The organism is Prescottella sp. GW823-FHT02E09 (assembly GCF_058797375.1).
Window position 1 is genome coordinate 400,696 of the sequence record NZ_JBXAJP010000005.1, and the last position, 25,001, is coordinate 425,696.

The 25,001-nt window shown below is 68.7% G+C and carries 24 protein-coding genes; 7 read left to right on the forward strand and 17 right to left on the reverse strand.

All coding sequences use genetic code 11. The features are described from left to right. Position 1 precedes the first annotated feature (1 nt). The 11 genes from AC1RIF_RS15395 to AC1RIF_RS15445 all read right to left on the reverse strand — a co-directional run bounded on the left by AC1RIF_RS15395 (position 2) and on the right by AC1RIF_RS15445 (position 12,759). Entirely contained in the window at positions 2–454 is a 453-nt protein-coding gene (locus AC1RIF_RS15395; RefSeq protein ID WP_492602214.1) for a hypothetical protein, read from the reverse strand. A gap of 90 nt (positions 455–544) precedes the next feature. After that, on the reverse strand, positions 545–1,411 hold the full coding sequence (gene mutM / locus AC1RIF_RS15400) for a bifunctional DNA-formamidopyrimidine glycosylase/DNA-(apurinic or apyrimidinic site) lyase (RefSeq protein WP_492602215.1): 867 nt from the start codon (positions 1,409–1,411) through the stop codon (positions 545–547). 25 nt (positions 1,412–1,436) lie between these two features. Beyond that, positions 1,437–2,228, reverse strand: coding sequence for a ribonuclease III (gene rnc, locus AC1RIF_RS15405; protein ID WP_492602216.1), 792 nt, complete (start codon positions 2,226–2,228; stop codon positions 1,437–1,439). 16 nt (positions 2,229–2,244) lie between these two features. After that, a complete protein-coding gene (gene rpmF, locus AC1RIF_RS15410; protein ID WP_081880878.1) occupies positions 2,245–2,427 on the reverse strand; it encodes a 50S ribosomal protein L32 in 183 nt (60 codons plus the stop codon). A 2-nt stretch (positions 2,428–2,429) separates the two neighbouring features. Continuing rightward, entirely contained in the window at positions 2,430–3,071 is a 642-nt protein-coding gene (locus AC1RIF_RS15415; RefSeq protein WP_492602375.1) for a YceD family protein, read from the reverse strand. A 101-nt stretch (positions 3,072–3,172) separates the two neighbouring features. Next, the gene (locus AC1RIF_RS15420; protein WP_492602217.1) at positions 3,173–3,928 is read right to left on the reverse strand and encodes a DivIVA domain-containing protein; all 756 of its coding nucleotides are present in this window, start codon (positions 3,926–3,928) and stop codon (positions 3,173–3,175) included. Between the two features lie 149 nt (positions 3,929–4,077). Continuing rightward, positions 4,078–4,572 carry a pantetheine-phosphate adenylyltransferase gene (gene coaD / locus AC1RIF_RS15425; RefSeq protein ID WP_492602218.1) on the reverse strand — a complete coding sequence of 165 codons (495 nt, stop codon included), beginning with the start codon at positions 4,570–4,572 and terminating at the stop codon, positions 4,078–4,080. Further along, entirely contained in the window at positions 4,569–5,135 is a 567-nt protein-coding gene (gene rsmD, locus AC1RIF_RS15430; RefSeq protein ID WP_492602219.1) for a 16S rRNA (guanine(966)-N(2))-methyltransferase RsmD, read from the reverse strand. The genes coaD and rsmD overlap by 4 nt, the downstream gene beginning before the upstream one ends. A gap of 28 nt (positions 5,136–5,163) precedes the next feature. Further along, positions 5,164–8,571 (reverse strand): pyruvate carboxylase, encoded by a 3,408-nt coding sequence (locus tag AC1RIF_RS15435; RefSeq protein WP_492602220.1) that lies wholly within the window; start codon positions 8,569–8,571, stop codon positions 5,164–5,166. A 197-nt stretch (positions 8,572–8,768) separates the two neighbouring features. Next, the gene (gene recG / locus AC1RIF_RS15440; protein WP_492602221.1) at positions 8,769–11,024 is read right to left on the reverse strand and encodes an ATP-dependent DNA helicase RecG; all 2,256 of its coding nucleotides are present in this window, start codon (positions 11,022–11,024) and stop codon (positions 8,769–8,771) included. A 91-nt stretch (positions 11,025–11,115) separates the two neighbouring features. Continuing rightward, entirely contained in the window at positions 11,116–12,759 is a 1,644-nt protein-coding gene (locus AC1RIF_RS15445; RefSeq protein WP_492602222.1) for a fatty acid kinase ATP-binding subunit FakA, read from the reverse strand. Between the two features lie 314 nt (positions 12,760–13,073). On the opposite strand from AC1RIF_RS15445, the gene rpmB reads away from it, so the two are divergent. Further along, a complete protein-coding gene (rpmB, locus tag AC1RIF_RS15450; protein ID WP_031940602.1) occupies positions 13,074–13,265 on the forward strand; it encodes a 50S ribosomal protein L28 in 192 nt (63 codons plus the stop codon). A gap of 157 nt (positions 13,266–13,422) precedes the next feature. Then, positions 13,423–14,217 (forward strand): enoyl-CoA hydratase/isomerase family protein, encoded by a 795-nt coding sequence (locus AC1RIF_RS15455; protein WP_492602223.1) that lies wholly within the window; start codon positions 13,423–13,425, stop codon positions 14,215–14,217. A gap of 26 nt (positions 14,218–14,243) precedes the next feature. Here the strand turns inward: AC1RIF_RS15455 and AC1RIF_RS15460 are convergent, their stop codons facing one another. From AC1RIF_RS15460 to AC1RIF_RS15475, 4 genes are read right to left on the reverse strand one after another with little or no spacing between them, the layout of a single operon-like run. Next, on the reverse strand, positions 14,244–14,984 hold the full coding sequence (locus AC1RIF_RS15460; RefSeq protein WP_492602224.1) for a hypothetical protein: 741 nt from the start codon (positions 14,982–14,984) through the stop codon (positions 14,244–14,246). A 28-nt stretch (positions 14,985–15,012) separates the two neighbouring features. Then, the gene (locus AC1RIF_RS15465) at positions 15,013–15,690 is read right to left on the reverse strand and encodes a uracil-DNA glycosylase (protein WP_492602225.1); all 678 of its coding nucleotides are present in this window, start codon (positions 15,688–15,690) and stop codon (positions 15,013–15,015) included. Further along, positions 15,690–16,211, reverse strand: coding sequence for a gamma carbonic anhydrase family protein (locus AC1RIF_RS15470; RefSeq protein ID WP_492602226.1), 522 nt, complete (start codon positions 16,209–16,211; stop codon positions 15,690–15,692). The genes AC1RIF_RS15465 and AC1RIF_RS15470 overlap by 1 nt, the downstream gene beginning before the upstream one ends. 9 nt (positions 16,212–16,220) lie before the next feature. Continuing rightward, positions 16,221–17,168, reverse strand: a complete 948-nt coding sequence (locus AC1RIF_RS15475) for a thiamine-phosphate kinase (protein ID WP_492602227.1) — start codon at positions 17,166–17,168, stop codon at positions 16,221–16,223. A gap of 267 nt (positions 17,169–17,435) precedes the next feature. Between AC1RIF_RS15475 and AC1RIF_RS15480 the strand changes: the two genes are divergently transcribed. Then, positions 17,436–17,681, forward strand: a complete 246-nt coding sequence (locus AC1RIF_RS15480; protein ID WP_492602228.1) for an Lrp/AsnC ligand binding domain-containing protein — start codon at positions 17,436–17,438, stop codon at positions 17,679–17,681. 1 nt (position 17,682) lies between these two features. Next, the gene (locus tag AC1RIF_RS15485; RefSeq protein ID WP_492602229.1) at positions 17,683–18,285 is read left to right on the forward strand and encodes a DUF3515 domain-containing protein; all 603 of its coding nucleotides are present in this window, start codon (positions 17,683–17,685) and stop codon (positions 18,283–18,285) included. A gap of 63 nt (positions 18,286–18,348) precedes the next feature. Here the strand turns inward: AC1RIF_RS15485 and AC1RIF_RS15490 are convergent, their stop codons facing one another. Together AC1RIF_RS15490 and AC1RIF_RS15495 are read right to left on the reverse strand one after the other, a co-directional pair. Then, a complete protein-coding gene (locus AC1RIF_RS15490; protein ID WP_492602230.1) occupies positions 18,349–19,455 on the reverse strand; it encodes a D-alanine--D-alanine ligase family protein in 1,107 nt (368 codons plus the stop codon). A gap of 73 nt (positions 19,456–19,528) precedes the next feature. Beyond that, entirely contained in the window at positions 19,529–20,527 is a 999-nt protein-coding gene (locus AC1RIF_RS15495; RefSeq protein ID WP_492602231.1) for an NAD(P)H-dependent glycerol-3-phosphate dehydrogenase, read from the reverse strand. A 165-nt stretch (positions 20,528–20,692) separates the two neighbouring features. Here AC1RIF_RS15495 and cofC point away from each other — a divergent pair, with 165 nt between their 5' ends. The 3 genes from cofC to AC1RIF_RS15510 all read left to right on the forward strand — a co-directional run bounded on the left by cofC (position 20,693) and on the right by AC1RIF_RS15510 (position 24,722). Continuing rightward, a complete protein-coding gene (gene cofC / locus AC1RIF_RS15500; protein WP_492602232.1) occupies positions 20,693–21,409 on the forward strand; it encodes a 2-phospho-L-lactate guanylyltransferase in 717 nt (238 codons plus the stop codon). Positions 21,410–21,562: 153 nt separating this feature from the next. Next, a complete protein-coding gene (locus AC1RIF_RS15505) occupies positions 21,563–23,698 on the forward strand; it encodes an RNA degradosome polyphosphate kinase (protein ID WP_492602376.1) in 2,136 nt (711 codons plus the stop codon). 61 nt (positions 23,699–23,759) lie between these two features. After that, the gene (locus AC1RIF_RS15510; protein WP_492602233.1) at positions 23,760–24,722 is read left to right on the forward strand and encodes a bifunctional NUDIX hydrolase/histidine phosphatase family protein; all 963 of its coding nucleotides are present in this window, start codon (positions 23,760–23,762) and stop codon (positions 24,720–24,722) included. Positions 24,723–25,001 lie beyond the last annotated feature (279 nt).

Sequence of the window (25,001 nt, forward strand, 5' to 3'; positions counted from 1 at the left end):
CCTACTCGGCGTCGACTCCACGCGCCCGCGCCCGCACGACAATCGGCGGGGACGGTGTGCCCGCTTCCGTCATCGGCTCCCGAAGTCCGAGCCGCTCTTCTTCTGCAGCAGACTCGATCGCGGCGGATACCGCCTGTTGCAGCCGAAGGAAATCGGACCATCCTCCGTCGCACTCGATCGAGGGCAGCCCGAAGCTCTCCACTCGTCGCGCCCAGGTCAGATGCACCTCGGTGAAGCGTTCGGGATCCTCCACGTGCTGGCAGAGAATGTCGTCGAAGGCGACATCGTGCGCCACGACCTCGACCGCCACCCCGAACAACGGATGTTCGGCCGGCACTTCTACGGCGAGTTCCTCTGCGATCCCGGAGTGAGACATGTCGCATTCCTCGCTGGGCCGGGCGGTGGCGCACCAGCCTTCGGGTAATTCGGAAAGCTGTGACTCGGTCAGGGGCATGCGCTTCTCCCGGTCGATGTGCGAGTGAATCGAATACGAAATCGATCCGGCGTGAATCTCAGCCCCGACGCCGCCCGGCCGATCGCCACGTCATCCGCGAATCGACCGGGGCCGGGGCTGGCACTTGGGGCAGCTGTACGACGAGCGGTTCATGAACTTCTCGCGCCGGATGGGCGCACCACATCGCCGGCACGGCAGATCCTCCTGCCCGTACGCGGCGAGTGAGCGGTCGAAGTAGCCGGACTCCCCGTTCACGTTGACGTACAACGCGTCGAACGACGTGCCGCCCTGCGCGAGCGCCTCGGTCATGACCGACTCGACCGCCTCGAGGAGGCTACGCAGCTGCGGTCCGCTGATCTTGTCCGTCGGTCGATTGCCGTGAATCTCGGCGCGCCACAGGGCCTCGTCGGCGTAGATGTTGCCCACACCCGAGACGACGGTCTGATCGAGCAGTGCCCGCTTGATCTCCGTGTGCTTGCCCCGCAACACCTTCACGACGTTGTCGGGGTCGAAGCGGGGATCGAGCGGGTCACGGGCGATGTGCGCCACCGAATCCGGCAGGTCCGTGCCGTCGACCGTGACGAGGTCGGCCAGCGCCCACCCGCCGAACGTGCGCTGATCGACGAAACGCAGGTCCGTTCCCGATGCGAGCCGGGCCCGGATCCGCAGGTGTTTCTCGTCGACGGCCGACGGTTCCTGCACGAGCATCTGGCCGCTCATCCCGAGATGGACGACCAACGCGACGTTGCTCGGGTCGAGGATCAACCAGAGGTACTTGCCACGTCGCTCGGCCGCGGCGATGCTCTCGCCCTCGATCCGACGGGCCAGATCGACCGCACCGGGCAGGTGCCGCCGGATCGCGCGGGGATGCAACACGTCGACCCGGTCGACGGTGTGGCCGACGACGTGGGCCTCGAGCCCACGTCGGACGACCTCGACCTCGGGAAGTTCGGGCACGGTCCGTCTCGCTCGATTCGAAGGGTTACTTCTCGGCGACGGACTGGTCGGCCCCGGAAGGCTGGAGAGACTCGGCCTCGGTGGACCCGGCAGCCTCGGACAGCGCACTCCAGGCCGTGCTGGCAGCCTTCTGCTCCGCTTCCTTCTTGGAACGGCCCACACCCACGCCGAGGGCGCCACCGGCGACGACAACGGTCGCGGTGAACTCCTTGTCGTGGTCCGGTCCGGTCGCGGTGATCTCGTATACCGGCACGCCGACGCCGCGTTCCGCGGTGAGCTCCTGGAGGCTGGTCTTCCAGTCCAGTCCGGCACCCAGTTTCGGTGCCCGCGTGAGCAGATCAGCGAACAGGTCGAGCACGACGCGACGCGCGGTGTCGATGCCGTGCTCGAGGTGGATGGCACCGAGGAGGGACTCCATGCCGTCGGCGAGGATGCTGGGCTTGTCGCGACCGCCCGTCATCTCCTCGCCCTTGCCGAGGAGCAGATGCGCACCGAGTCCGCCGGGGCCGAGTCCACGCGCAACCTCGGCCAGGGCATGCATGTTCACGATGCTGGCGCGAATCTTCGCGAGTTCGCCCTCGGACTTCTCCGGGTGCGCGAGATAGAGCCGCTCGGTGATCGTCAGTCCGAGAACCGAGTCACCGAGGAACTCGAGCCGCTCGTTGGTGGGCAACCCGCCGTGCTCGTACGCGTACGAGCGGTGGGTGATCGCCAACGTCAACAGCGGCTCTTCCAGAGGCACGCCAAGAGCGGCGAGGAGCGATGCGTGATCCCCCTCGCCGCCGGCGGGTGCTGTATTGCTTTTTATGCTGGTCACAGCGCCACAGAACAGACTAGACCGCGGCGGTAACCTGACGGCCCTTGTAGGTGCCGCAAGACGGGCACGCGACGTGGGGCAGGGTCTTCTCGCCACAGCCACGGTTCGGGCAGGTGATGAGGGTGGGCGCAGTGGTCTTCCACTGGCTCCGTCGCGACCTCGTGTTGGACCGCGACATTCTGCGCTTGGGAACAGCCACGTCTACTTCTCCTCGTTGATCTTGCTGGCATCAGCATGTGCATTGCTGGCTTCGGATCCTGCACCGAATTTGGCTGCGAGCCCAGCCCAGCGAGGATCCATTGTCTCATGACTGTGTCCCGATTCGGCAATCGCCAGGCGAACGCCACATTCGGGGCACAGTCCCTCACAATCGTCGCTGCACAACGGCTGGAGCGGAAGCTCCAATCCGACGGCATCGACGATCACCGGCTCGAGGTCGATCTCGTCGTCCACGATCCGGTAGATCTCATCCTCCTCGGTGGTCTCCTCGGTGGCGCTGTCCGGGTACGCGAACAGTTCCGTGAGGTGAAGATCCACCGTATCGGTGAACGGCTCGAGGCACCGTGAGCACTCGCCCACCGTGTCCGAGTGAACGGACCCGGTGACGAGGACACCCTCGGACACCGACTCGAGCCGTAGGTCGAGCTCCACGTCCGTGCCCTTTTCGATCGCGACCAGGTCGAGACCGATCCGATCGGGAGCCGGTACCACCCGCGACACAGTGCGCATCGAACCCGGACGACGACCCAGAGAGAGCGTGTCCAGCACGAAACCCTCGTCCCGGGTGGGGCGAGAGGAACTGCGGCGATGGGATGGCAACGAATTCTCTTTCGGGAAGCACATGGAACGGGCAACCATTCCACGGTACGCGATCAGGTGCCGCGTAAGGAAATCAGCAGGTGGTCGGCCCGGAAATCCGGGCAACGAAACGGGAAAACGGGGTACTACCGCCGACGTTCGCCGTAGCCGGCGTCGTAGTCCGGAACCCCGGTGCCGGTCCGCAACTGCTGCCGCCCCCGTCCGACCGACCTGATGGTGCCGTTCAGGAAGTCCTCGAACTCGGCGAGCTTGGTGTCCACGTACAGGTCGCACTCCGAGCGCAGGCGATCCGATTCCGCGTGCGCCGCATCGATCACCCGCGCCGACTCCGCATTGGCGGCCTGGACGACCTCGGCCTGCGAGACGAGCCGTTCCTGCTCGGCGATGCCGTCGGCGACGGACCGCTCGTACGACGCCTTGCCGGACTCGATCATGCGGTCCGACTCGGCCCGCGCACGACCGGTCACCGTGTCGTACTCGCGCTGCCCCTCGGCCACGGTCGCATCCGCCTCGTCACGGGCGTCGTGCACCAACTGTTCGGCGTGCGACCGCGCCTCGGCGACCATCCGGTCTGCCTGCGCCTTGGCATCGGCGAGGATGCGGTCCGCGTTCTCGCGGGCATCGGTGACCGTCTCGTGCGCCTGTGCGTTCGCGCTCGACACGGTCTGCTCCGCGTTCTGGCGGGCGTCGCCGACAAGCTTGTCCCGGTGGTCCAGGACGTCCTGCGCGTCGTCCAGCTCGCCCGGGATCGCGTCCCGCACGTCGTCCAGCAGCTCGAGTACGTCGCCGCGGGGCACGACGCACCCCGCGGTCATCGGAACTCCACGCGCCTCCTCGACGATCGCGACAAGCTCGTCGAGTGCCTCGAATACCCGGTACACGCACAACCCCAATCGTCAGTGCCATCGCTGGTGCCGGAAACCAGTCTGCCCCAGTTGCCGCGGCTCAGCCGCCGCGGCCGCCGGTGTGTCGGCCGTCGTGTTGCGCCCGGCCGCCGGAAGATGCGGTCGAGCGGGACCGTCCGGCCCGGTCAGGAATTCTCGGCGGACCGTTCGGCGATCCTGGTCATCAGCCGGGCGTGCACCTTCTCGGGGACCATGTCCGCCACGTCGCCACCGAACGTCGCGACCTCCTTGACCAGCGAGCTGGACAGGAAGCTGTAGGTGGGGTTGGTTGGAATGAAGAGGGTGTCGACGCCCGAGAGCTTCTGGTTCATCTGCGCCATCTGCAGCTCGTAGTCGAAGTCGTTGGCACCGCGCAGGCCCTTGACGATCGCCGAGATCCCTTGCGACTTGGCGTAATCCACCAACAGCCCGTGCCACGACGCCACCCGCACATTGGACAGGTGACTGGTGGCATCCTCGAGCATCTCGATGCGCTCGTCGACGGTGAACAGACCGCGCTTGCTCTTGTTGATCATGACGGTCACGATGACTTCGTCGAACAGCGCCGCGGCGCGTCCGATCACATCCAGGTGACCGTTCGTCACGGGGTCGAAGGATCCAGGGCACACAGCGCCAGTCATGAATCCAGACCGTAGCAGGTGGCGACCTCGATTCTGGTCTCGCCGTAACGCTTGACGCGCTCGGCGCGCATGCGGTCGGGCCACGACGTCTCCGGTGAGCGCGACGACCGTTCGACGACCACGACCGAGCCCTCGCCGACCCAGCCGTTGTCCAGCAGTGCGGCAAGGGCGGCGGTCACCGCGTCCTCGCCGACGGCGTACGGCGGATCCGCCAGCACGACGTCGTACTCACGGTCCGCAGCGCCGCCAACGACGGCCGCGACCGGTGCGGTCCGCACGACCGCACCGGACAGCCCGAGCGTCGCCACGTTCTGCTTGATGACGGCGGCGGCCTTCGTATCCGATTCGACGAGCAACACGTGCTCGGCGCCCCGGGACAGTGCCTCGAGCCCGAGGGCGCCGGAACCTGCGTACAGGTCGAGCACGGCGGCGCCCTCGAGGTCGATGCGGCTGTCGAGTGAACTGAACAGGGCCTCGCGGACTCGTTCGGACGTCGGGCGTGTCCCGCTCGCGGGAACCTTCAAACGTCTGCCTCCGGCACGGCCGGCGACGATTCTTGTCACGCTGCAGTCCTGTTCACTCGCCTGGTCGTCAGTCGTTGCCGGCGGTCTCCCGTGTCGAGACGACAGCGAGAAGGTCGCCGCCCTCGACCTGCTGGACGCCGCCGATGGCAACGCGCGTGACGATACCGCTGCGGGGTGCTGTGATCGCCGCCTCCATCTTCATGGCCTCGATCGTCGCAATGGTGTCGCCGGCGGTGACATGCTGCCCCTCGTCCACGACGAGCGTGACCACGCCGGCGAACGGCGCCGCGATGTGGGCGGGGTTGTTCTTGTCCGCCTTCTCCGCGGCCGGGACCTCGCTGGCGATGGAGCGGTCGCGGACCGACACCGGGCGCAGCTGACCGTTGAGGATGCACATGACGGTGCGGTAGCCGCGTTCGTCGGGTTCGGAGATGGCCTCGAGGCCGATGAGTAGTTCGACGCCCTTGCCCAGCTTGACGCGGTGCTCCTCACTGCGGCGCAGACCGTAGAAGAACTGGTTGGCCGAGAGCTGGGAGGTGTCGCCGTACTTGTCGCGGTGCTCCTCGAACTCCTTGGTCGGTCCGGGGAACAGCAGCCGGTTGAGGGTGGCCTGACGTTCTTTCGACGACCCCGACAGGCCCTTCTCGTCCTCCGCGGTCAGCGGGGTTTCCGGCTTCGCGGCGCCGCGGCCCTCGAGGGCCTTGCTGCGGAACGGCTCGGGCCATCCGCCGGGCGGGGTGCCCAGCTCACCGCGCAGGAAGCCGACGACCGAGTCGGGGATGTCGAACTTGGCGGGGTCCGAGGCGAATTCGTCGGCCGCGACGTCGGCGCCGACGAGGTGCAGGGCGAGGTCGCCGACGACCTTCGACGACGGGGTGACCTTGACGAGACGTCCGAGCATGCGGTCGGCGGCGGCGTACTTGGCCTCGACCTCCTCGAACCGGTCACCGAGACCGAGCGCGATGGCCTGCTGGCGCAGGTTCGACAGCTGACCGCCCGGGATCTCGTGGGTGTAGACGCGTCCGGTCGGAGCCGGCAGGCCGGACTCGAACGGCGCGTACACCTTTCGTAGGGCTTCCCAGTAGGGCTCGAGGTCGCACACGGCCTGCAGGTCGATGCCGGTGTCGTGTTCGCTGTGGGCGGCCGCGGCGACGATCGCGGACAGTGCGGGCTGGCTGGTGGTGCCGGCCAGCGGTGCGGCGGCCCCGTCGACGGCGTCCGCACCGGCCTGCCAGGCGGCGAGGTAGGTCGCGAGTTGGCCGCCGGGGGTGTCGTGGGTGTGTACGTGCACCGGCAGGTCGAAGTTGGAGCGCAGCGCGGACACGAGCTTCGCTGCGGCCGGGGCGCGCAGCAGTCCGGCCATGTCCTTGATCGCCAGGATGTGCGCGCCCGCCTCGACGATCTCCTCGGCCAGGCGCAGGTAGTAGTCCAGCGTGTAGAGGTTCTCGTTCGGGTTCGACAGGTCGCCGGTGTACGACATCGCGACCTCGGCGACGGTCGTGCCGGTCTCGCGGACGGCCTCGATCGCCGGGCGCATCTGGTCGACGTTGTTGAGGGCGTCGAAGATCCGGAAGATGTCGATGCCGGTGTCGGCGGCCTCCTGAACGAATGCGCGCGTCACCTTCTCCGGGTACGGCGTGTAGCCGACGGTGTTGCGACCGCGCAGCAGCATCTGCAGGTTGATGTTCGGGACGGCCTCCCGCAGCGCGGCGAGGCGGTACCAGGGATCCTCGTGCAGGAACCGAAGCGCCACATCGTAGGTCGCGCCGCCCCACGCCTCGATCGACAGCAACTCGGGGGTCATCCGGGCGACGTGTCCGGCGACGTCGAGCAGACCGGAGGTCCGCACGCGCGTCGCGAGCAGGGACTGGTGGGCGTCGCGGAAGGTGGTGTCGGTGACCGCGAGCGCCTTCTGCTCGCGCAGTGCCTTCGCGAACCCCTCGGGACCGAGTGCCAGCAGCTTCTGGCGGGAGCCGTCCGGGGCCGGCGCGGACAGATCGATCGCCGGCAGCTTGTCCTGCGGGTACACGGTGGTCGGCCGGGCGCCGTGCGGCTTGTTGACCGTGACGTCCGCGAGGTAGTTGAGGATCTTGGTGCCACGGTCGGCCGAACTGCGCAGCGTCAGCAGCTCGGGGCGCTCCTCGATGAACGAGGTCGTCACGCGTCCCGCCCGGAAGTCCGCGTCGTCCAGTACGGCCTGCAGGAACGGGATGTTCGTCGACACGCCGCGGATGCGGAACTCGGTGACCGCGCGGCGAGCACGCGCGACGGCGGCCTCGAGGTCACGGCCGCGGCAGGTCAGCTTGACGAGCATCGAGTCGAAGTAGGCGCCCACCTCGGCACCCAGGTTCGCGCCGCCGTCGAGGCGGACGCCCGCACCACCCGGAGTGCGGTATGCGGTGATGCGGCCGGTGTCGGGACGGAACCCGTTGGCCGGATCCTCGGTGGTGATGCGGCACTGCAAAGCCGCGCCGCGGATCGTGATCGCGTCCTGGGACAGGCCGAGGTCCTCCAAAGTTTCACCGGAGGCGATGCGCAGCTGCGCCTGCACCAGGTCGACGTCGGTGATCTCCTCGGTGACCGTGTGCTCCACCTGGATCCGAGGATTCATCTCGATGAAGACGTGGTTGCCGCGGGTGTCGAGGAGGAACTCGACGGTGCCCGCGCACTGGTAGCCGATCTGCTTCGCGAACGCGACCGCGTCGGCGCAGATCCGATCCCGCAGTGCCGGATCGAGATTCGGCGCCGGCGCCAGCTCGATCACCTTCTGGTGGCGGCGCTGCACCGAGCAGTCCCGCTCGAACAGGTGGATGACCCCGCCCTTGCCGTCCGCGAGGATCTGCACCTCGATGTGGCGGGGATCGATCACCGCCTGCTCGAGGAACACTGTCGGGTCGCCGAACGCCGACTCGGCCTCCCGTGAGGCCGCCTCGATCGATTCACGCAGCTGGCTGCGCTCGGCGACCCGGCGCATGCCGCGTCCACCGCCACCGGCGACGGCCTTGACGAAGACCGGGAACTCCATGTCCTCCGCCGCCGCGAGCAGCGCCTCGACATCGGCCGACGGCTCCGACGACGCCAGCACCGGCAGGCCCGCAGCCTTCGCGGCGGCGATCGCGCGCGCCTTGTTTCCGGTCAGCTCGAGGATCTCGGCGGACGGACCGACGAAGGTGATGCCCTTCGCCGCGCAGGCCGCCGCGAGGTCCGGGTTCTCGGACAGGAACCCGTAGCCCGGGTAGATCGCGTCCGCGCCGGCACGCTCGGCCGCGGACACGATCTCCTCGACCGACAGGTATGCGCGGACCGGGTGCCCGACCTCACCGATCTGATAGGCCTCGTCGGCCTTCAGTCGGTGCACCGAGTTGCGGTCTTCGTACGGGAACACCGCGACCGTTCCGGCGCCCAGTTCGTAGGCGGCGCGGAACGCGCGGATGGCGATTTCGCCGCGGTTGGCGACGAGGACTTTGGTGAACATGGGAAGAAAAGTACCGTGCCGCGGGCCACTCCGCGGAGGCACCCTCTCACGATGCGGGATGCTTCGCAAGCTTCACAAATCTGGCTCCTGACGTGCAAAATTGGCAAGTTTGCAAACAGGAGAAGAACCGTGCTGGACAGACACCCGCCAGACCGTTCGCGCGGCTCCGGGCGGCCCGATCCCGCACCGTTCCCCGGCTAGGACTTCTCCAGGAACTCGATCTTCTCGGCGTCGAGCGCGGACGTCACCATCGCCGCGAGCCCGGGGTGCTCGGCGAGGTCCGGATCCGACTCGGTGACCCGCCGCGCGAACTCCTGCGCCGCCGCGATGACGTCCTCGTGTTCGAGCAGTGAGAGCAGCCGCAGAGTCGTGACGCTGCCCGATTGCGCGGACCCCAGGATGTCGCCCTCGCGCCGCTGCCGGAGATCGAGCTGGGCCAGTTCGAAACCGTCGTTGGTACCGGCCACCGCGGTGAGTCGTTCCATCGCGGGCGAGCCCGGGGTCATGTCGGTGATGAGGATGCACAACCCCTGATGCCCGCCGCGGCCCACGCGGCCGCGCAACTGGTGCAGCTGACTCACGCCGAAGCGGTCCGCGTCGACGAGCACCATGACCGTGGCGTTGGGGACGTCGACACCGACCTCGACCACCGTGGTGCAGACCAACACGTCGATCGCGCCGGCCGAGAAGTCCCTCATCACCGCGTCCTTCTCGTCCGACGGCAGCCGCCCGTGCAGCAGGCCCAGCCGCAGATCCCGCATCGGACCGGACCGCAGCTCGTCGAACAGGTCCACCGCCGACTTCGTCTCGGGCGGCTCCTTGCCGGCCTTGATCAGTTCCGCGTCGCTGTCGCCGTCACCGATGCGCGAGCACACGACGTACGCCTGTCGGCCGTCGGCGACCTCCTCGCGGATGCGCTCCCACGCCCGCGCCACCCACTGCGGGGTCTCGCGCGCCGCGACCACCTTGCTGACGATCGGCGACCGACCGCGCGGCAGCTGCCGGAGCGTCGACGTCTCGAGGTCGCCGAGCACCGTCATCGCGATGGTGCGCGGAATCGGCGTTGCGGTCATCACCAGCAGGTGCGGGCTCAGTCCGTCACGGGCCCGGGACCGCAGCTCGTCACGCTGCTCGACGCCGAACCGGTGCTGCTCGTCGACCACGACGAAGCCGAGGTCGAAGAACTCGACGTTGTCCTGGATCAGCGCGTGCGTACCGATCACGATGCCGGCGTCGCCGCTCACGATGTCGAGCAGTGCCGCGCGTTTGGCCGGCGTCGACATCGATCCGGTCAGCAGCGTCACCTTGGTCGCGACGTCTTCCGCGCCGAGTTCCCCCGCGATCCCGAGCGGTCCGAGCATGGACCGCAGCGACCGCGCGTGCTGCGCCGCGAGCACCTCGGTGGGCGCGAGCAGGGCGCACTGGTAGCCGGCGTCGACGGCCTGGAGCATCGCCCGTAGCGCCACGATCGTCTTACCCGAGCCGACCTCGCCCTGCAGCAACCGGTTCATCGGATGGGGGCGGGCCAGGTCTGCCGCGATCTCTAGCGCGACCTCCTTCTGGCCGTCGGTCAGCTCGAACGGCAGCCGTCGGTCGAACTCCGCGGCCAGGCCGTCCGGCTTCGCCGGGCACTGCGGAGCGACGCGAGCCGCGACGTCTCGACGGCGCCGGGCCAAGACCAACTGCAGCGCCGCAGCCTCGTCGAAACGGAGCCGCTCCTGCGCCTGCGAGATGTCGTCACGGGTGTCGGGCAGGTGGACGGTGCGCAACGCCTCGTCGAGCCCGATCAGCCCGTGCTCGTCCCGGATCGATCGAGGCAGGGGATCTTCCACCCGGTCGAGCTGATCGAGCACTTGGCGCACGCACCGCAGCAGCGTCCAGCTCTCGACCTCACGGGTGGCGGGATAGAGCGGGATGAGTTCGCGGTCGAAGATCGACATGTCCACCGCCGCCCCCGACTCCTGTGTGGCTCGCGCCAGCCCGGCCAGCGCCCCGGCACCCCGCACCTGCGCCATCGGCACGATCGGATCCTCGGACTCCTCCGGCTCCGGCAGGATCAGGTAACTGGGGTGGGTCAGGCTCCACTTGCCCCGGAAGTACTTGACGGTGCCCGAGAACATCGCACGCGCGCCCTTGCGGACCGCGTGCTTGACCTTGTGCGGATTGAAGAACGTGACGTCCACGCTCTGCGATTCCGCGGCGAGGACGACCTTGAGCATCTGGCCGCGACGACTCTTCATGTTCACCACGTCGGCCTTGACGACCCTCGCGATGATCGTGACGTGGGAGCCCTCCTCGGGTTCCTTCTCCGTCAGTTCCCGGCCCTGCGCCGCATACCGGTGCGGATAGTGCCGCAGCAGGTCCTCGACCGTGCGGATGTCGAACGCCTCGGCAAGCGCCTCCGCGGTCTTCGCGCCCAACAGGTGGTCGAGCCGATCGCTCAGCGTCGCCATGCCGGGACCTCCTGACCGAGCGCATCCCGTCCCGTCGCCCATCGCATCCCCGCCGCCCCTCGCATCGACACCGTCGCCATCCACTCGCCCTCTACTCGACCCCGAACTGCAACAGGTCGCGGCTCTGCCCGCCTGTATAGACCATGACCTCGACACCCGGGTGCCGGGACGTGATGTAGGCGGCCACCCGCTCCCCCAGCTCGTCGGTGGCCTTCGCCCCCAACAGGATGGTCACGAGTTCGCCGCCGGCTCCGAGCACGAGCTCCACGAGACGGCATCCCGCAGCCGCGACGTCCCGCTCGATGACCACCACCTCGTGCCCGACCAGCCCGAGCCCGTCGCCCGGTTCGCAGGTCCCGACGTACGTGAGCGCGCGTTCGTCGGCGATCCGTAGCGAGCCCCATCTAGTGGCCGCGGCCGCCTCCGACATCGCGAACGCGTCGTCGACCGCGATCCGCTCGGCGTCGTGGACCGCGATCGCCGCCAGCGCCTGGACCGTCGACGAACTCGGCAGGAACACGACCTCCCGGTCGTCCGCGCGCGCCTGGGCGCCGACCGCAATCAGATCCTGGGCGGCGAGTGCACCGTTGGGCAGCACCATCACCTCGTGGTGGCCGGTGGCGCGGATCGCGGCGAGCAACTGTGCCCGGGTGATCGCGCCGTCGGCGCGCAGCACGTGCGCGCCCTCCGCCGCGAACAACTCCGCCGCACCCTCGCCCTCGACGACCGAGAGCACGGCGCGCGGAGTCGCCGCCACCTCGCGCGGGCGTTCGGTGCGGGCGGCGTCGAGCACGAAACACGTGATCCGCACACCGCGCAGACGGCCCGCCTCCAGCCCAGCCTCGACCGCCGCCCCGGCGTCGCTGCAGTGCACATGCACCGACCAGGTGGCCGAGCCGTCGCTGCCGTCACTGACGATGACGACGGAGTCGCCCAGTTCGCACAGCCGCGCGCGCAGTTGCGCGATGCGGTCCGCGGCCGTCTCCGCGACGAGATACATCACCTCGTAGTCCTGACCCGACACGGCATGCGCGACGTGATCGACCACGCAGCTGCTCTCGCCGCCGTGCCCGGCGGCGCCCGAGGTCCGGAACGGCGCCCGCTCGGGAGCCTGCCCGGTGATGACCTCGACCAGCGCGTCGAGGATGACGACCAGTCCGCGGCCGCCCGCATCGACGACGCCTGCCGCACCGAGGACGTCCAGTTGTGTCGGCGTGCGCATCAGCGCTTCCGCGGCCGCGTCGGCGGCCGCCGTCGCGATCTCGGACAGCCGCGCGTCCGACTGCCCCCGCTCGGCCGCATCGGCGGCCGCCGCCAGGACGGTCACGATCGTGCCCTCCATAGGAACACTGACAGCCTCGAGCGCGAGAGCCGTTGCCTGCCGCAACGCCGCGCGCAGTGTCCGGGCGTCGATCAGATCGGTGTCCGCCGCCTCCGCCACGCCGCGCAGGACCTGGGACAGGATCGCCCCCGAGTTGCCGCGGGCACCTGTCACCGCGCCACGCGCCAGCGCCTTCGCCACACCGGACGCGCTCGTCGCGGTGGCGCCCAGGGAGGACAGTGCGTCGACGGCCGCTCGCATGGTCGCCAGCAGGTTCGTGCCGGTATCGGCGTCCGGCACGGGGAAGACGTTGAGATCGTTGATCTCGTCGCAGTGCTTCTCGATACCGGCGGTGCAGGCGCGGGCCCATCGGTGCAGCGCCGAGCCGTCCACCGTCTCCAGGACCTCGAGCAATCGCCTGTCCTCTCCCTGCACCGGTTCCACACGCCTACGGGACACGCCCCTGTAGAAGGAAGCAGCCTCGGCAGCCAAGCCTAGCGGTGGCTCCGGCATACCCGCGGTGGCCCGAGCGCAGCGAGCGTGTACGTTCGTTCGCGTCCTTCGTTCTGGGGCCGCCGGTGTCTCGTTTCCTCGGTGGGTCCGATGATTTGGCCAATCCGTGCCGATGCGGTTACCCTTGCAGGGTTGCCTCGCACGAGTGGTGCTACTTCGCGTGTTCGTAGGCAAGCAACAAGACAATGTTTCACTATCACAAGGAGTTCGCGACTATGGCTGCCGTCTGCGACGTATGCGCCAAGGGGCCCGGCTTCGGTAAGTCGGTCTCGCACTCGCACCGGCGTACCAACCGTCGCTGGAACCCGAACATCCAGACCGTTCGCGCTCAGGTTGCCCCCGGCAACACCCAGAAGCTGAACGTCTGCACCTCCTGCCTCAAGGCCGGCAAGGTCGTCCGCGGCTGATTCAGCCACCCGGACAGTCTTCGACGGAACCCCCGACACCCTCGGTGTCGGGGGTTCCGTCGTTTCGGGGCAAGTCCCGCCCGATCTGTTCCGGATCCGTCGCAGTGGGTGGGACCGACCTTCCGATCGGTTCGGGTGGGGCGGCTACTGTGCTCACGTGACTGCAACTGACGCACCGAGCAATGTCCGCATCGAGGACGGTGTCCTGCGGGTGGCCGTGGCCACCGCCGCGAACGGGACTTCCATCGACATCGACGGAATCACCGAAGCGACCTCCGCCCTGCGCGAGGCCGGCAACGAGATCGGCGCCGTACTGCTCGTCGGCGACGGCGCGAACTTCTGCGCCGGCGGCAACGTGCGGGCATTCGCGTCGGCGGAACAGCGCGGCGAGTTCGTCGGCGAGGTGGCGACGGCGTTCCACGAGTTCGTCCGCGCACTCGACGCGACGACGGTTCCGGTCGTCGCGGCAGTCCACGGGTGGGCGGCCGGCGCCGGTATGAGCATCGTGTGCCTGTCCGACATCGCGATCGGTGGCACCTCGACCAAGCTGCGTCCGGCTTACCCGTCCATCGGGTTCACCCCGGACGGTGGCATGTCGTGGACGCTCCCCCGGATCGTCGGCGCGTCCCGGGCCCGTGAGATCCTCCTCACCGACGCCGTGCTGAACGGGGAGGAGGCCGTGCGCCTCGGAATCCTCAGCCGCCTCGTCGAGGACGATCAGGTTCAGGACGAGGCGCTGCGCGTGGCGCGCACCCTCGCCGCCGGACCGACCGCCGCGTACTCGGGCATCAAGACGCTGTTCACGAGCAGCCGCACCAACACGCTGTCCGAGCAGCTCGACGCCGAGACCGCGTCGATCTCCGCGGCCGCCGACGGCTCCACCGGACGCGAGGGTGTCGACGCCTTCGTCGAGAAGCGCCGCCCGGACTTCTCGTCCGTCGGCAACGCGTAGTCGAGACAACGGATCCCGGTCGCCCGTCAGGCCTCCACGGTCACGGCGACCGGGGTCCGGTCCGCACGAAAGTGCACCTTCGGCCAGTAGCCGTCCATGAAGGCCTGCTCGAACAGTCCCTCGTCGTCGGAGAGATCGATCCCGAAGTCCCCCGAGTGGTAGACGGTGACGGCCTCCACGCCGAACCCGGCGACGAACCGCGCACGGTCCTCGTCGGTGTCGCCTTCGTCGCGCCCCCACTCCCACAGGTGACCGACGGCCGCATCGTGGACCGCCGGCAGGTCCGCCAGGATGGCACGCACCACCGGGAGCAACTCTTCGATCCGCGCGCGGCTGACGGCGTCGAACAGCACCCCGACGGGCCGGCCGCCGAACGTGCCGGCCTCCGGAACCTCGGCCGTGTAACCCATGACCGACGGCGCTCGCACGACGATCTCCCCCAGCACCGGATCGTGCAGCGGCACAACCGGACCCGACACCGCGAGATCCACGGCGGGAAGGTTCGGAGTGTCGAGGAAAGCCCGCTCGTCCTGTTCGTCGTAGTGCGGATTGTGCTGGGCCGGTACGAGGTAGGGGACGACGGACAACTGCCCCGGCGATGCGGACAGGATCCTGCCGTCGTCCGCGTGCAGGTGCACACGGTTCTCCTCGTGGGCGACCGTCGCGACCCGGAACCTGCGTGGCAGCGGGCGCGACGTCCGGCCGATCTCGAGAACCTGGCCGGCATCGGCGTCGAGGATGCGGACGGATTCCGCGGGTGTGCTCACGATCGACAATCCGGCCGCGAACCCCATTTCACGGCAGGCGCCAATCCACCGGGCTCGCACCGAGATCCGCGAGCAGTTCGTTGGCCCGGCTGAACGGACGGGACCCGAAGAATCCGCGCCGCGCCGACAGCGGCGACGGGTGCGCCGACTCGATGCTCGGGACATCGCCGAGCATCGGCTTCAGGGTCGCCGCGTCACGCCCCCACAGGATCGCCACCATCGGCGTCTGCCGTTCCACCAGTGCCCGGATGGCCTGTTCGGTCACCGTCTCCCAGCCTTTGCGGCGGTGCGAGCCCGCATCTCCGGGGGCGACGGTGAGCACCCTGTTGAGCAACAGCACGCCGTGCTCGGTCCACGGCGTGAGGTCGCCGTTCGACGGTGCCGGGTAGCCGAGGTCCTCGGTGTACTCGGCGAAGATGTTGTTCAGGCTCCGTGGCACCGGCCGGACGTCCGGTGCCACCGAGAAGCTCAGTCCCACAGCGTGACCCGGCGTCGGGTACGGGTCCTGGCCCACGATCAGCACCCGTACGTCCTCGAACGGGTTCGTGAAGGCCCGCAGGACGTTCTCCCCGGCGGGTAGATAGCTACGACCGTCCGCGATCTCCGCGCGCAGGAACTCCCCCATCTCCGCGATACGCCCCTCGACCGGCGCGAGTGCCTTGGCCCACCCGGGATCGACCAGATCGGCCAGCGCCTTCGCCGCCATCAGTCGAGCCTGCGCAGCGCGTCGCGGTAGTACGCGGCATTCGCCTGGTACAGCTTGACGTTGAGGTCGAGGTGGCCCTCGGGAACCTCGTACCCCTCGCGCACCTTGGCCGGCACACCCAGCGCCATGCTGCGCGGCGGCACCTCGAACTTGAACGGGACCACCGCTCCCGCGCCGACGACCGAACCCGCGCCGACGACGGACCCGTTGAGGACAACGGATCCGGATGCGATGAGGCAGTTGTCGCCGATCGTCGCGCCCTCGATGTGGGTGTTGTGGCCGACGACGCACCCGGCACCGATGATGGTGGCGTCGATCGAGGTGCAGTGGACGATCGTGCCGTCCTGAATGTTGGTGCCCGCGCCGACGCTGATCGTGCCGTAGTCGCCGCGCAGGACCGCCTGCGGCCAGATCGAGACGCCGGGTCCCAAGGTGACGGCCCCGATCACGACTGCGTCGGGATGGACGTATGCGTCCGGCGCGATGTCCGGCTCGCGATCACCGAGTGCGTAGATAGCCATGCCTGCAACCTATCCCGCGTCGAAGCTCTGCCACCCGCCGGACACCGTCCACGGGTGTCCGTCGACGAGCACAGCCGGACCGCGCTCGCCCCCGGCGACCTCGCCGATCACGGTCCACCCGTCCGGCGGGACGGCGCCTGCGGGGAACGTCGCGGCGAGGGCGTGGTCCTCCCCGCCGGTCAGGATCCAATCCCACGGATCGCCGCCGACTCGCCCCGCAGCGGCGACCAGCAGCGGGTCGAGTTCCATCCGGCTCCGGTCGATCAGGATCCGGACACCCGATGCGTCCGCGATGTGACCGAGATCCGCAACGAGCCCGTCGGAGATGTCGGTCATGGCCGACGCGCCACCGCGGGCGGCCTCGATGCCGGCGCGATACGGCGGTGTCGGTACACGGTGCGCGCCGACGACCGCGGCAGACTCCGCGTCGGACTCCTCCCCCGAGTGCACGCGGCCGGCCAGCAGCAAAGCGAGCCCCGCGGCCGACCGACCGAGCGTGCCCGCCACCGCGACGACGTCGCCCGGTGTCGCGCCCGACCGGAGCACGGGCGCGCGGCCCTCGAGATCTCCCAGCACCGTCACCGACACCACCACGTGGTCGGACTGCACCAGATCGCCACCCACGACCCCGGCTCCGAGCGACTCGGCGGCCCGCCCGATCCCTTCCGAGATCCCCGCAGCCACCGACACCGGGGTGTCCGAGGGGCAGCCCAGCGACACCAGGAATGCCGTCGGCCGGGCACCCATCGCGGCGATGTCCGCGCCGTTCTGCGCCACCGCTTTTCGACCCACTTCCTCGGGGGTCGACCAATCGAGGCGGAAATGTCTGCCCTCCACCAGCATGTCCGCCGACACCGCGACCCTGCCGTCGGGCGCACGCACCACGGCCGCGTCGTCCCCTGGTCCGAGGAGCGTGGTGGCCGGCTGCCGCCGGCCCTCGACCGCCCGTCCGATCACCGCGAACTCGCCGAGTTCGGCGACCGTGCGATCGGCGTCGTCGTGCGTCGGTCCTGCGGTGTCGATGATCGGCCTCCCAGTGTCGGTCCCGGTCGTGGATTGTCCAGCCGTGCCGGGTCACGGGTTCGAGTCCCGCGACTGCGGTACCTTTTAGTTTGCGGCCGGTATCCCGGCACGGAGCGCCGGAACCGGCGTTCCGAGGGTCCCGGATCTCTCGAGACTCTACCGAGATACCGGCGCACGACGACGGGAAGGGACGGACCCGCGGTGCAGGCTTTCGTACTGATTCAGACCGAGGTCGGCAAAGCCGCCGCAGTCGCGGCAACGCTCTCCCGCATCCCCGGCGTCGACTCCGCCGAGGACGTGGTGGGACCCTACGACGTGATCGCCCGCGTGGGCGATCACGGCGAGAACGGACTGTCCGACGTCGTCGACGACATGAAGAAGGTTCAGGGCATCACCCGCATCCTGACCTGCCAGATCGCGGCACCGACCGCACCGACCGAGAACTGAGATGTCCGAACCCGAACACACCCCTTCCGAGCAGACCGACCAGCCCTCTGCGGAGCCGCAGGCCAAGGAGAAGCGCAGTCCCGCACTGATCGCGACAGCCATCGCGCTTCCGGTCGCCCTCGTCGTCGGCGTGATCGCCGCGGCCGCGATCGCCGGCCGCACACCGGTGACCGAGCCCGTCGGACTCGGCCCCGTCCAGGCACCAGCTGCGCAGTCGGCCGAGTGCAACGCGCTGATGGAGAACCTGCCCGAGGACATGGGCGACTACACCCGCGCCGAGCTGCGCGATCCCGCCCCGGAGGCCACCGCGGCATGGCAGCCGTCCGAGGGCGAGCCCGTCGTGATGCGGTGCGGTCTCGAGCGCCCGCCGGAGTTCGACCAGGCATCGGCCCTGAACGTCGTCGACGGCGTGCAGTGGTTCGAGATCTCGGGCGCCGCGCAGGGCATCGATGCCAGCACGTGGTACGCGGTGGACCGCGGCGTCTACGTCGCGCTCACCGTTCCGAACGGATCCGGCCCGACGCCGCTCCAGGACGCGTCCGCCGCGATCTCCGCGTCGATGCCGCAGAAGCCGCTCGACCCCGCCCCGGTTCCCAACCCCTGACGCAGGGCGAGTTCGGCCCGAGCAGAGCTCGGGCCGAACTCGTTGCGCCGGCCGGGGCCGGCGTCAGCGCAGTCCCGTCCCCCGGGCCAGCGCGGTGTCGACCAGCGTGGAGACCAGGGTGGCGTACTCGACGCCCGCGGCCTCCCACATCCGCGGGAACATCGAGATCGACGTGAAGCCGGGCATGGTGTTGATCTCGTTGATGACCGGCCCGTCGGCGGTGACGAAGAAGTCGACACGCGCCAGGCCCTGGCAGTCGAGAGCACGGAACGCGCGTACGGCCAGCTCTCGGATCGCCGCGCTCACGTCGTCGTCGAGCTTGGCCGGGACGTCGAACTCGCAGATGTCGTCGAGGTACTTGGTGTCGAAGTCGTAGAATGCGGACTCGTCGCCGTCCGTGTCGGGCATACGGATCTCGGCGACGACGCTCGCGCGGACGTCACCGTTCGGAAACTCCAGCACACCGCACTCGACCTCGCGCCCGACCACGCCCGATTCGACGATCACCTTGGGATCGTGGGACCGCGCGTGCTCCACCGCGGCATCGAACTGCGACCAGTCCGCGACGCGGGTGATCCCGATCGACGAGCCGCCCCGTGCCGGCTTGACGAACACGGGCAGACCGAGCCGCTCCTTCTGTTCGTCGGTGAGCGTCGGGGTACCCGGGCGCAGCACCACCTGGAAGCCGACCGGCAACCCCTCGGCCGCGAGCAGCTTCTTGGTGAACTCCTTGTCCATGCCCGCCGCGCTGGCCAGCACGCCGGGACCCACGTACGGGATGCCCGCGAGCTCGAGCAGACCCTGGATCGTGCCGTCCTCGCCGTACGCGCCGTGCAGGACGGGGAACACGACGTCGACCGCGGCGAGCGCCTGGCCGGCCTGCGTCTTGTCGAGGCTCACCAGCGCGCCCGCTCGAGTGGGATCCGCGGTCAGCGCCAGAGCGGCCCCCTCCGCATCGACGGTCGGCATCGACCGGTCCCGGATCGCGAGGTCCGCGGGATCCGTGGAGCCCAGGACCCAGGCCCCGTCCGTCGTTATGCCGATCGGTACCACTTCGTACCGGTCCGGGTCGAGGTTCCTCAGGACGCTGCCGGCGGAGACACAGGACACCGAATGCTCGTTACTGCGGCCGCCGAAGACGACGGCGACCCTGGTACGCGGATTGTTCACGCCCCAAACCGTACCGTCGAAGGCGGCCTCGGATCGAACCGACCGAGTATGCCGATTCCGACCGCCCGGGACCCTATTCGGGTTTGATGCGGCGTCCGAGTAGGAGACCGACCGCATCGTGCACGGACATACCCTCGTGACACACCCGGTGAACGGCGTCCGTCAGCGGCATCTCGACGCCGTGCGCGGCGGCCAGCGCACGCACCGACGTGCAGGACTTGACGCCCTCGGCGATCTGCCCGTTGGTCGCGGCCTGTGCGCTCTCGAGGGAGCCGCCGAGCCCCAGTCGCTCACCGAACGAGCGGTTGCGCGACAACGGGGACGCACACGTCGCGACCAGGTCGCCGACCCCGGCGAGTCCGGCCAGCGTCGCCGCATTCGCTCCGAGCGCGACGCCGAGACGGATGATCTCGGCGAGCCCCCGCGTGATGAGCGTGGCGATCGTGTTCTCGCCCAAGCCGATTCCCGATGCCATCCCGCATGCCAGCGCAATGACGTTCTTGCAGGCGCCGCCGATCTCGCATCCGATCACATCGGTGTTCGTGTACGGCCTGAAATATCCCGTAGCACAAGCCTTCTGAACCGCAAGGGCGCGGGCCTCGTCGGAGCACGCGACCACCGTGGCGGCGGGCTGACCCAACGCGATCTCGCGCGCCAGATTGGGCCCCGACAGGACCGCGACGCGGGACGGATCCACCTGGGCCACCTGCGAGATGACCTCACTCATCCGCAGCAGCGTCACACTCTCGATGCCCTTCGCGAGGCTGAGCAACGTGGCATCCGAACCGATTGCCCCGGCCCAACCCTGCAGATTGCCCCGAAGTGATTGCGACGGCACCGCCAGCACCACGATGTCGGCGCCGTCGAGAGCCGCCTCGTGATCGGCGGTCGCGGACAATGTCGACGGAAGGACGATCCCGGGCAGATAGTCGGGATTCTCGTGCCGGGACACGATCGCGTCGGCTATCTCGGGCCGCCTCGACCACAGGGTCACGTCCGTGCCCGCGTCCGCGAGCACCTTCGCGAACGCCGTCCCCCACGATCCCGCCCCGAGTACCGCTGCTCTGCTCACGCCGTCCGCTCCGATCTGCGCTCACCGCTCGTGCCGTTCACTGCCCGCATCGTTCCGCCACCGACCCTGCCCACACCGCTCACTGCTGTGGAACACGATATCTCCCCGACTTCCCCGATCGCCGGTCGCGAGCCACCCTCGACACGACTGGCAAGATTGCGTCCTATGAAGGCGGAGCACCGATCGCAGCGACCGGTGCACACCCATGTCCTGATCGCGGTCAAGGAGTTACGGCTCGCGAAGTCACGGCTCGCCGCATCGCTGTCGGCGGACAACCGCACCGACCTCGTCGTCGCCATGCTGCACGACACGCTGGCGACCCTCGTCGGCGCGGGCGTCGGCCCCGGACCGGATGACCCGTTCTCCAGGATCACGGTCGTGACCCCCGATCCGACGGTGGCGGCGATCGCGGACGGGTACGGCGTACACCACCTGCCCGACCCGGTCCGGGTGCTCTCCGGGGAGTCGAGCCTCAACGCCGCACTGGTAGCGGCGGCATCCTCCGTGCAGACCGACCCCGAGCGGACGGATCTGGTGGCGTTGCAAGCGGATCTGCCCGCGTTGCGCGCCGACGAGTTGCTCGAGGCTCTCGCGGCCGCCCGGAGCGTGGGACGCGCGATCGTCGTCGACCACACCGGCACCGGCACGGCGGCCCTCTTCGCGTGCGGGCCTGGCAACGCGCTGGATCCGCAATTCGGCACCGACTCCGCGGCCCGTCACATCGCGTCCGGCGCGCACGCACTCGGCGGCGACTGGCCGGGGCTACGCCAGGACGTGGACACAGTCTCGGATCTCGCGGCCGCCGCACGACTGGGGCTCGGACCTGCCACGCGGGCGGCGCTCGAACACATGGGGTGTACACCCGGTGTCCGGCAGCGCTGAATACTGTGAACTGCGTGTGATCGATTGTCGCGCCTGCAATTCTCGAGGGATGATCGGAGAGTGAGCAACGGGAGAGCACTCGAACGACGCACAGACTCCGATCGGGCGACCGAGGACGGCTCCGGCACGGACCACGGGGTCCCGGCCGGCAGCATCGAGGGAGGCCACCGGCCGAGCATCCCCACCGCGCCGCCCGCCGCCACTCCGGAGGGCACAGAGGACGCCGGACTGCCCGTTGCCCGGTACCTCAATCGCGAACTGAGCTGGCTCGACTTCAACTCACGCGTCCTCGCCCTCGCCGAGGACATCTCGCTGCCGCTGCTCGAGCGCGCCAAGTTCCTCGCGATCTTCGCGTCCAACCTCGACGAGTTCTACATGGTTCGCGTCGCTGGCCTCAAGCGGCGGGACGAGACCGGCCTGTCCGTACGGTCGGCGGACGGGCTCTCGCCGCGCGAACAGTTGGCGCTGATCGGAACCCGCACGCAGGAGATCTCGTCCAAGCATGCACAGGTCTTCCTCGACTCGGTGCGTCCGGCGCTCGCCGAAGAGGGGATCTCCATCATCGGCTGGCCCGAACTCGACGCCCAGGAACGCAGCCGGCTGTCCGATCACTTCCACGAACAGGTCTTCCCGGTCCTCACCCCGCTGGCAGTCGATCCCGCGCACCCCTTCCCCTACATCAGTGGCCTGAGCCTGAACCTCGCGGTGACGGTGAAGGACGCCGCCACCGGTGGCGAGCACTTCGCGCGCGTGAAGGTGCCCGACAACGTCGACCGTTTCGTCCGCGTCAAGCGCACCGGCGACGCACCCGGCGCGATCGCGGCGTTCCTGCCCACCGAGGACCTCATCGCCGCACACCTCGACGTGCTGTTCCCCGGCATGGAAGTGGTGGAACACCATGCGTTCCGGGTCACCCGTAACGCGGATTTCGAAGTCGAGGAAGATCGCGACGAGGACCTCCTCCAGGCCCTCGAACGCGAACTGGCGCGCCGCAGGTTCGGCTCGCCGGTCCGACTCGAAGTCGCCGACGACATGACCGAGCACATGCTCGAACTGCTGTTGCGCGAGCTCGATGTCGACCCCGGCGACGTGATCCAAGTTCCTGGGCTACTTGATCTTTCGTCGCTGTGGCAGGTCTACGGCGTGGACCGCCCCAACCTCAAGGACGCCCCGTTCGTACCGGCGACCCACCCCGCTTTCGGTGAGCGAGAGACACCGAAGAGTGTGTTCTCGACACTGCGCGACGGCGACGTCCTGGTGCAGCACCCCTACGATTCGTTCTCGACCAGCGTCCAGCGATTCATCGAGCAGGCGGCCGCAGACCCCCAGGTGCTCGCGATCAAGCAGACCCTCTACCGCACCTCGGGTGATTCGCCGATCGTCAACGCGCTCGTCGCGGCGGCGGAGGCGGGCAAGCAGGTGGTCGCGCTCGTCGAGATCAAGGCCCGCTTCGACGAGCAGGCCAACATCAAGTGGGCACGCAAGCTCGAACAGGCCGGCGTCCACGTCGTGTACGGACTCGTGGGTCTGAAGACACACTGCAAGACCTGCCTCGTGGTCCGCCGTGAGGGTTCTACTATCCGCCGGTACTGCCACATCGGTACGGGCAACTACAACCCCAAGACGGCCCGCCTCTACGAGGACGTGGGCCTGCTGACCGCTGCCCCCGAGATCGGCGCCGACCTCACGGACCTGTTCAACTCCCTCACCGGTTACTCACGAAAGTCGCAGTACCGCAACCTTCTGGTCGCGCCGTACGGCGTCCGCGCCGGGATCATCGAGCGCATCGAAGCCGAGATCGAGCACAAGAACGCCGGGCGGGAATCCGGGGTTCGCCTCAAGGCCAACGCCCTGGTCGACGAACAGGTGATCGATGCGCTCTACCGGGCGTCGCAGGCCGGAGTTCCGGTTCGCGTCGTCGTCCGCGGCATCTGCGCCCTGAAGCCGGGGGTCCCGGGGCTGAGCGAGAACATCGAGGTCCGCTCGATCCTCGGGCGCTTCCTCGAGCATTCCCGGATCATGCACTTCCGGGGCGCCAACGAATTCTGGATCGGCAGCGCCGACATGATGCACCGCAACCTCGATCGTCGCGTCGAGGTGATGGCTCAGGTCAAGGATCCGCGACTCACCCGCCAACTCGACGAGATCTTCGAGTCCGCACTGGATCCCACCACCCGATGCTGGGTTCTGCAGTCCGACGGCAGCTGGGTCGCGGCGCCGGCGCGCGGCGAGAAGGTCCGCGAACACCAGGAGGAGATGATGCGCCGTCGGCGGTCCTTCAGCGCCTGAGCAGGATCCACCACGGCCCCGTGTACCGCGAGGGCCGTGGCCGAAGGAAGGAACGAAGCCCTTGAGTCGTGAGAAGCCGAGTCCCGAGAAGCCCAACCCCGACAAACCGGTCAAGGCGAACATCTTCGCAGCGGGCGCAGTTTTGTGGCGTAAGTCTCCGACGAATCCGTATGAGATCGAAATCGCTCTCATACACCGGCCCAAATATGACGACTGGTCATTTCCCAAGGGCAAGCTCGACCCCGGAGAAACGGCGATCGTCGCCGCAGTTCGGGAGATCGGCGAAGAAACTGGCATAACAGCGCAATTGGGGCGACATCTATCACGTGTGACATATCCGATACCCGGTCATCGCAAGCTCAAGAGAGTCGAGTACTGGGCAGCGGAGGCCGCATCCGGCGAGTTCACCGCGAACGACGAGGTCGACGAACTACGTTGGCTGCCACCCGATCGCGTTCCCGACCAGCTGTCCTACCCGATGGATCGGACGATCCTGAGGCGATTCATGCAGGTCCCGCCCGATACCACCACTGTCCTCCTGGTCCGGCACGCCAAGGCAGGCAGCAGCAGGAAATACACGGGGGACGACACTGTGCGTCCACTCGACGCGAAGGGACTGGTCCAGGCGGAAGCTCTTGCCCCTCAACTGCAGGCGTTCGGGGCCACCGAGATCTCGTCGGCCGACCGCACCCGGTGCACCCAGACAGTCGAGCCCCTCGCCCGAGCACTCCAGACCCCGATCCGCATCGAGCCGCTGCTATCAGAGGAGGGCTACGCGGCCGATCCTGCCGGCGCGCGAGCCCGGGCCCGCAAGATTGCGGCAACGGGGGGCGTCCAGGTGATCTGCAGCCAGGGCGGCGTCATTCCCGATCTCATGCAGTGGTGGGCCGAACGGGACGGCGTCCAACTGCCGCCCGCGCGGAACCGTAAGGCCAGCACGTGGGTGTTGTCACTGTCCGGAGGGCGACTGGTGGCCGCCGATCACATCGACAGCCCGCTCCCGGTCGTCCGCAACACCGACTGACGCGAACCCCGATCTGGTACAACACAAAACACAACACGGCGGCCACGGGAAGATCCCGTGGCCGCCGTGTCAGTTACGGAGAATTCCGTAGGCGCCGAGGCGCCGGCGGTGTCACTTACGCGCAGTGCGCTTGGCCGGAGCCTTCTTGGCCGCAGTCTTCTTCGCGACAGTCTTCTTCGCCACGGTCTTGGCCGGAGCCTTGGCCGCAGTCTTCTTCGCGACAGTCTTCTTCGCCACGGTCTTGGCCGGAGCCTTGGCCGCAGTCTTCTTCGCGACCGT

What these genes read in the sequence shown, in the direction of transcription:
- AC1RIF_RS15395 (WP_492602214.1), bottom strand. Translation starts at nt 454, where the DNA reads ATGCCCCTGACCGAGTCACAGCTTTCCGAATTACCCGAAGGCTGGTGC.
- AC1RIF_RS15415 (WP_492602375.1), bottom strand. Translation starts at nt 3,071, where the DNA reads ATGTGCTTCCCGAAAGAGAATTCGTTGCCATCCCATCGCCGCAGTTCC.
- coaD (WP_492602218.1), bottom strand. Translation starts at nt 4,572, where the DNA reads ATGACTGGCGCTGTGTGCCCTGGATCCTTCGACCCCGTGACGAACGGT.
- AC1RIF_RS15435 (WP_492602220.1), bottom strand. Translation starts at nt 8,571, where the DNA reads ATGTTCACCAAAGTCCTCGTCGCCAACCGCGGCGAAATCGCCATCCGC.
- recG (WP_492602221.1), bottom strand. Translation starts at nt 11,024, where the DNA reads ATGGCGACGCTGAGCGATCGGCTCGACCACCTGTTGGGCGCGAAGACC.
- rpmB (WP_031940602.1), top strand. Translation starts at nt 13,074, where the DNA reads ATGGCTGCCGTCTGCGACGTATGCGCCAAGGGGCCCGGCTTCGGTAAG.
- AC1RIF_RS15465 (WP_492602225.1), bottom strand. Translation starts at nt 15,690, where the DNA reads ATGGCGGCGAAGGCGCTGGCCGATCTGGTCGATCCCGGGTGGGCCAAG.
- AC1RIF_RS15470 (WP_492602226.1), bottom strand. Translation starts at nt 16,211, where the DNA reads ATGGCTATCTACGCACTCGGTGATCGCGAGCCGGACATCGCGCCGGAC.
- AC1RIF_RS15485 (WP_492602229.1), top strand. Translation starts at nt 17,683, where the DNA reads ATGTCCGAACCCGAACACACCCCTTCCGAGCAGACCGACCAGCCCTCT.
- cofC (WP_492602232.1), top strand. Translation starts at nt 20,693, where the DNA reads ATGAAGGCGGAGCACCGATCGCAGCGACCGGTGCACACCCATGTCCTG.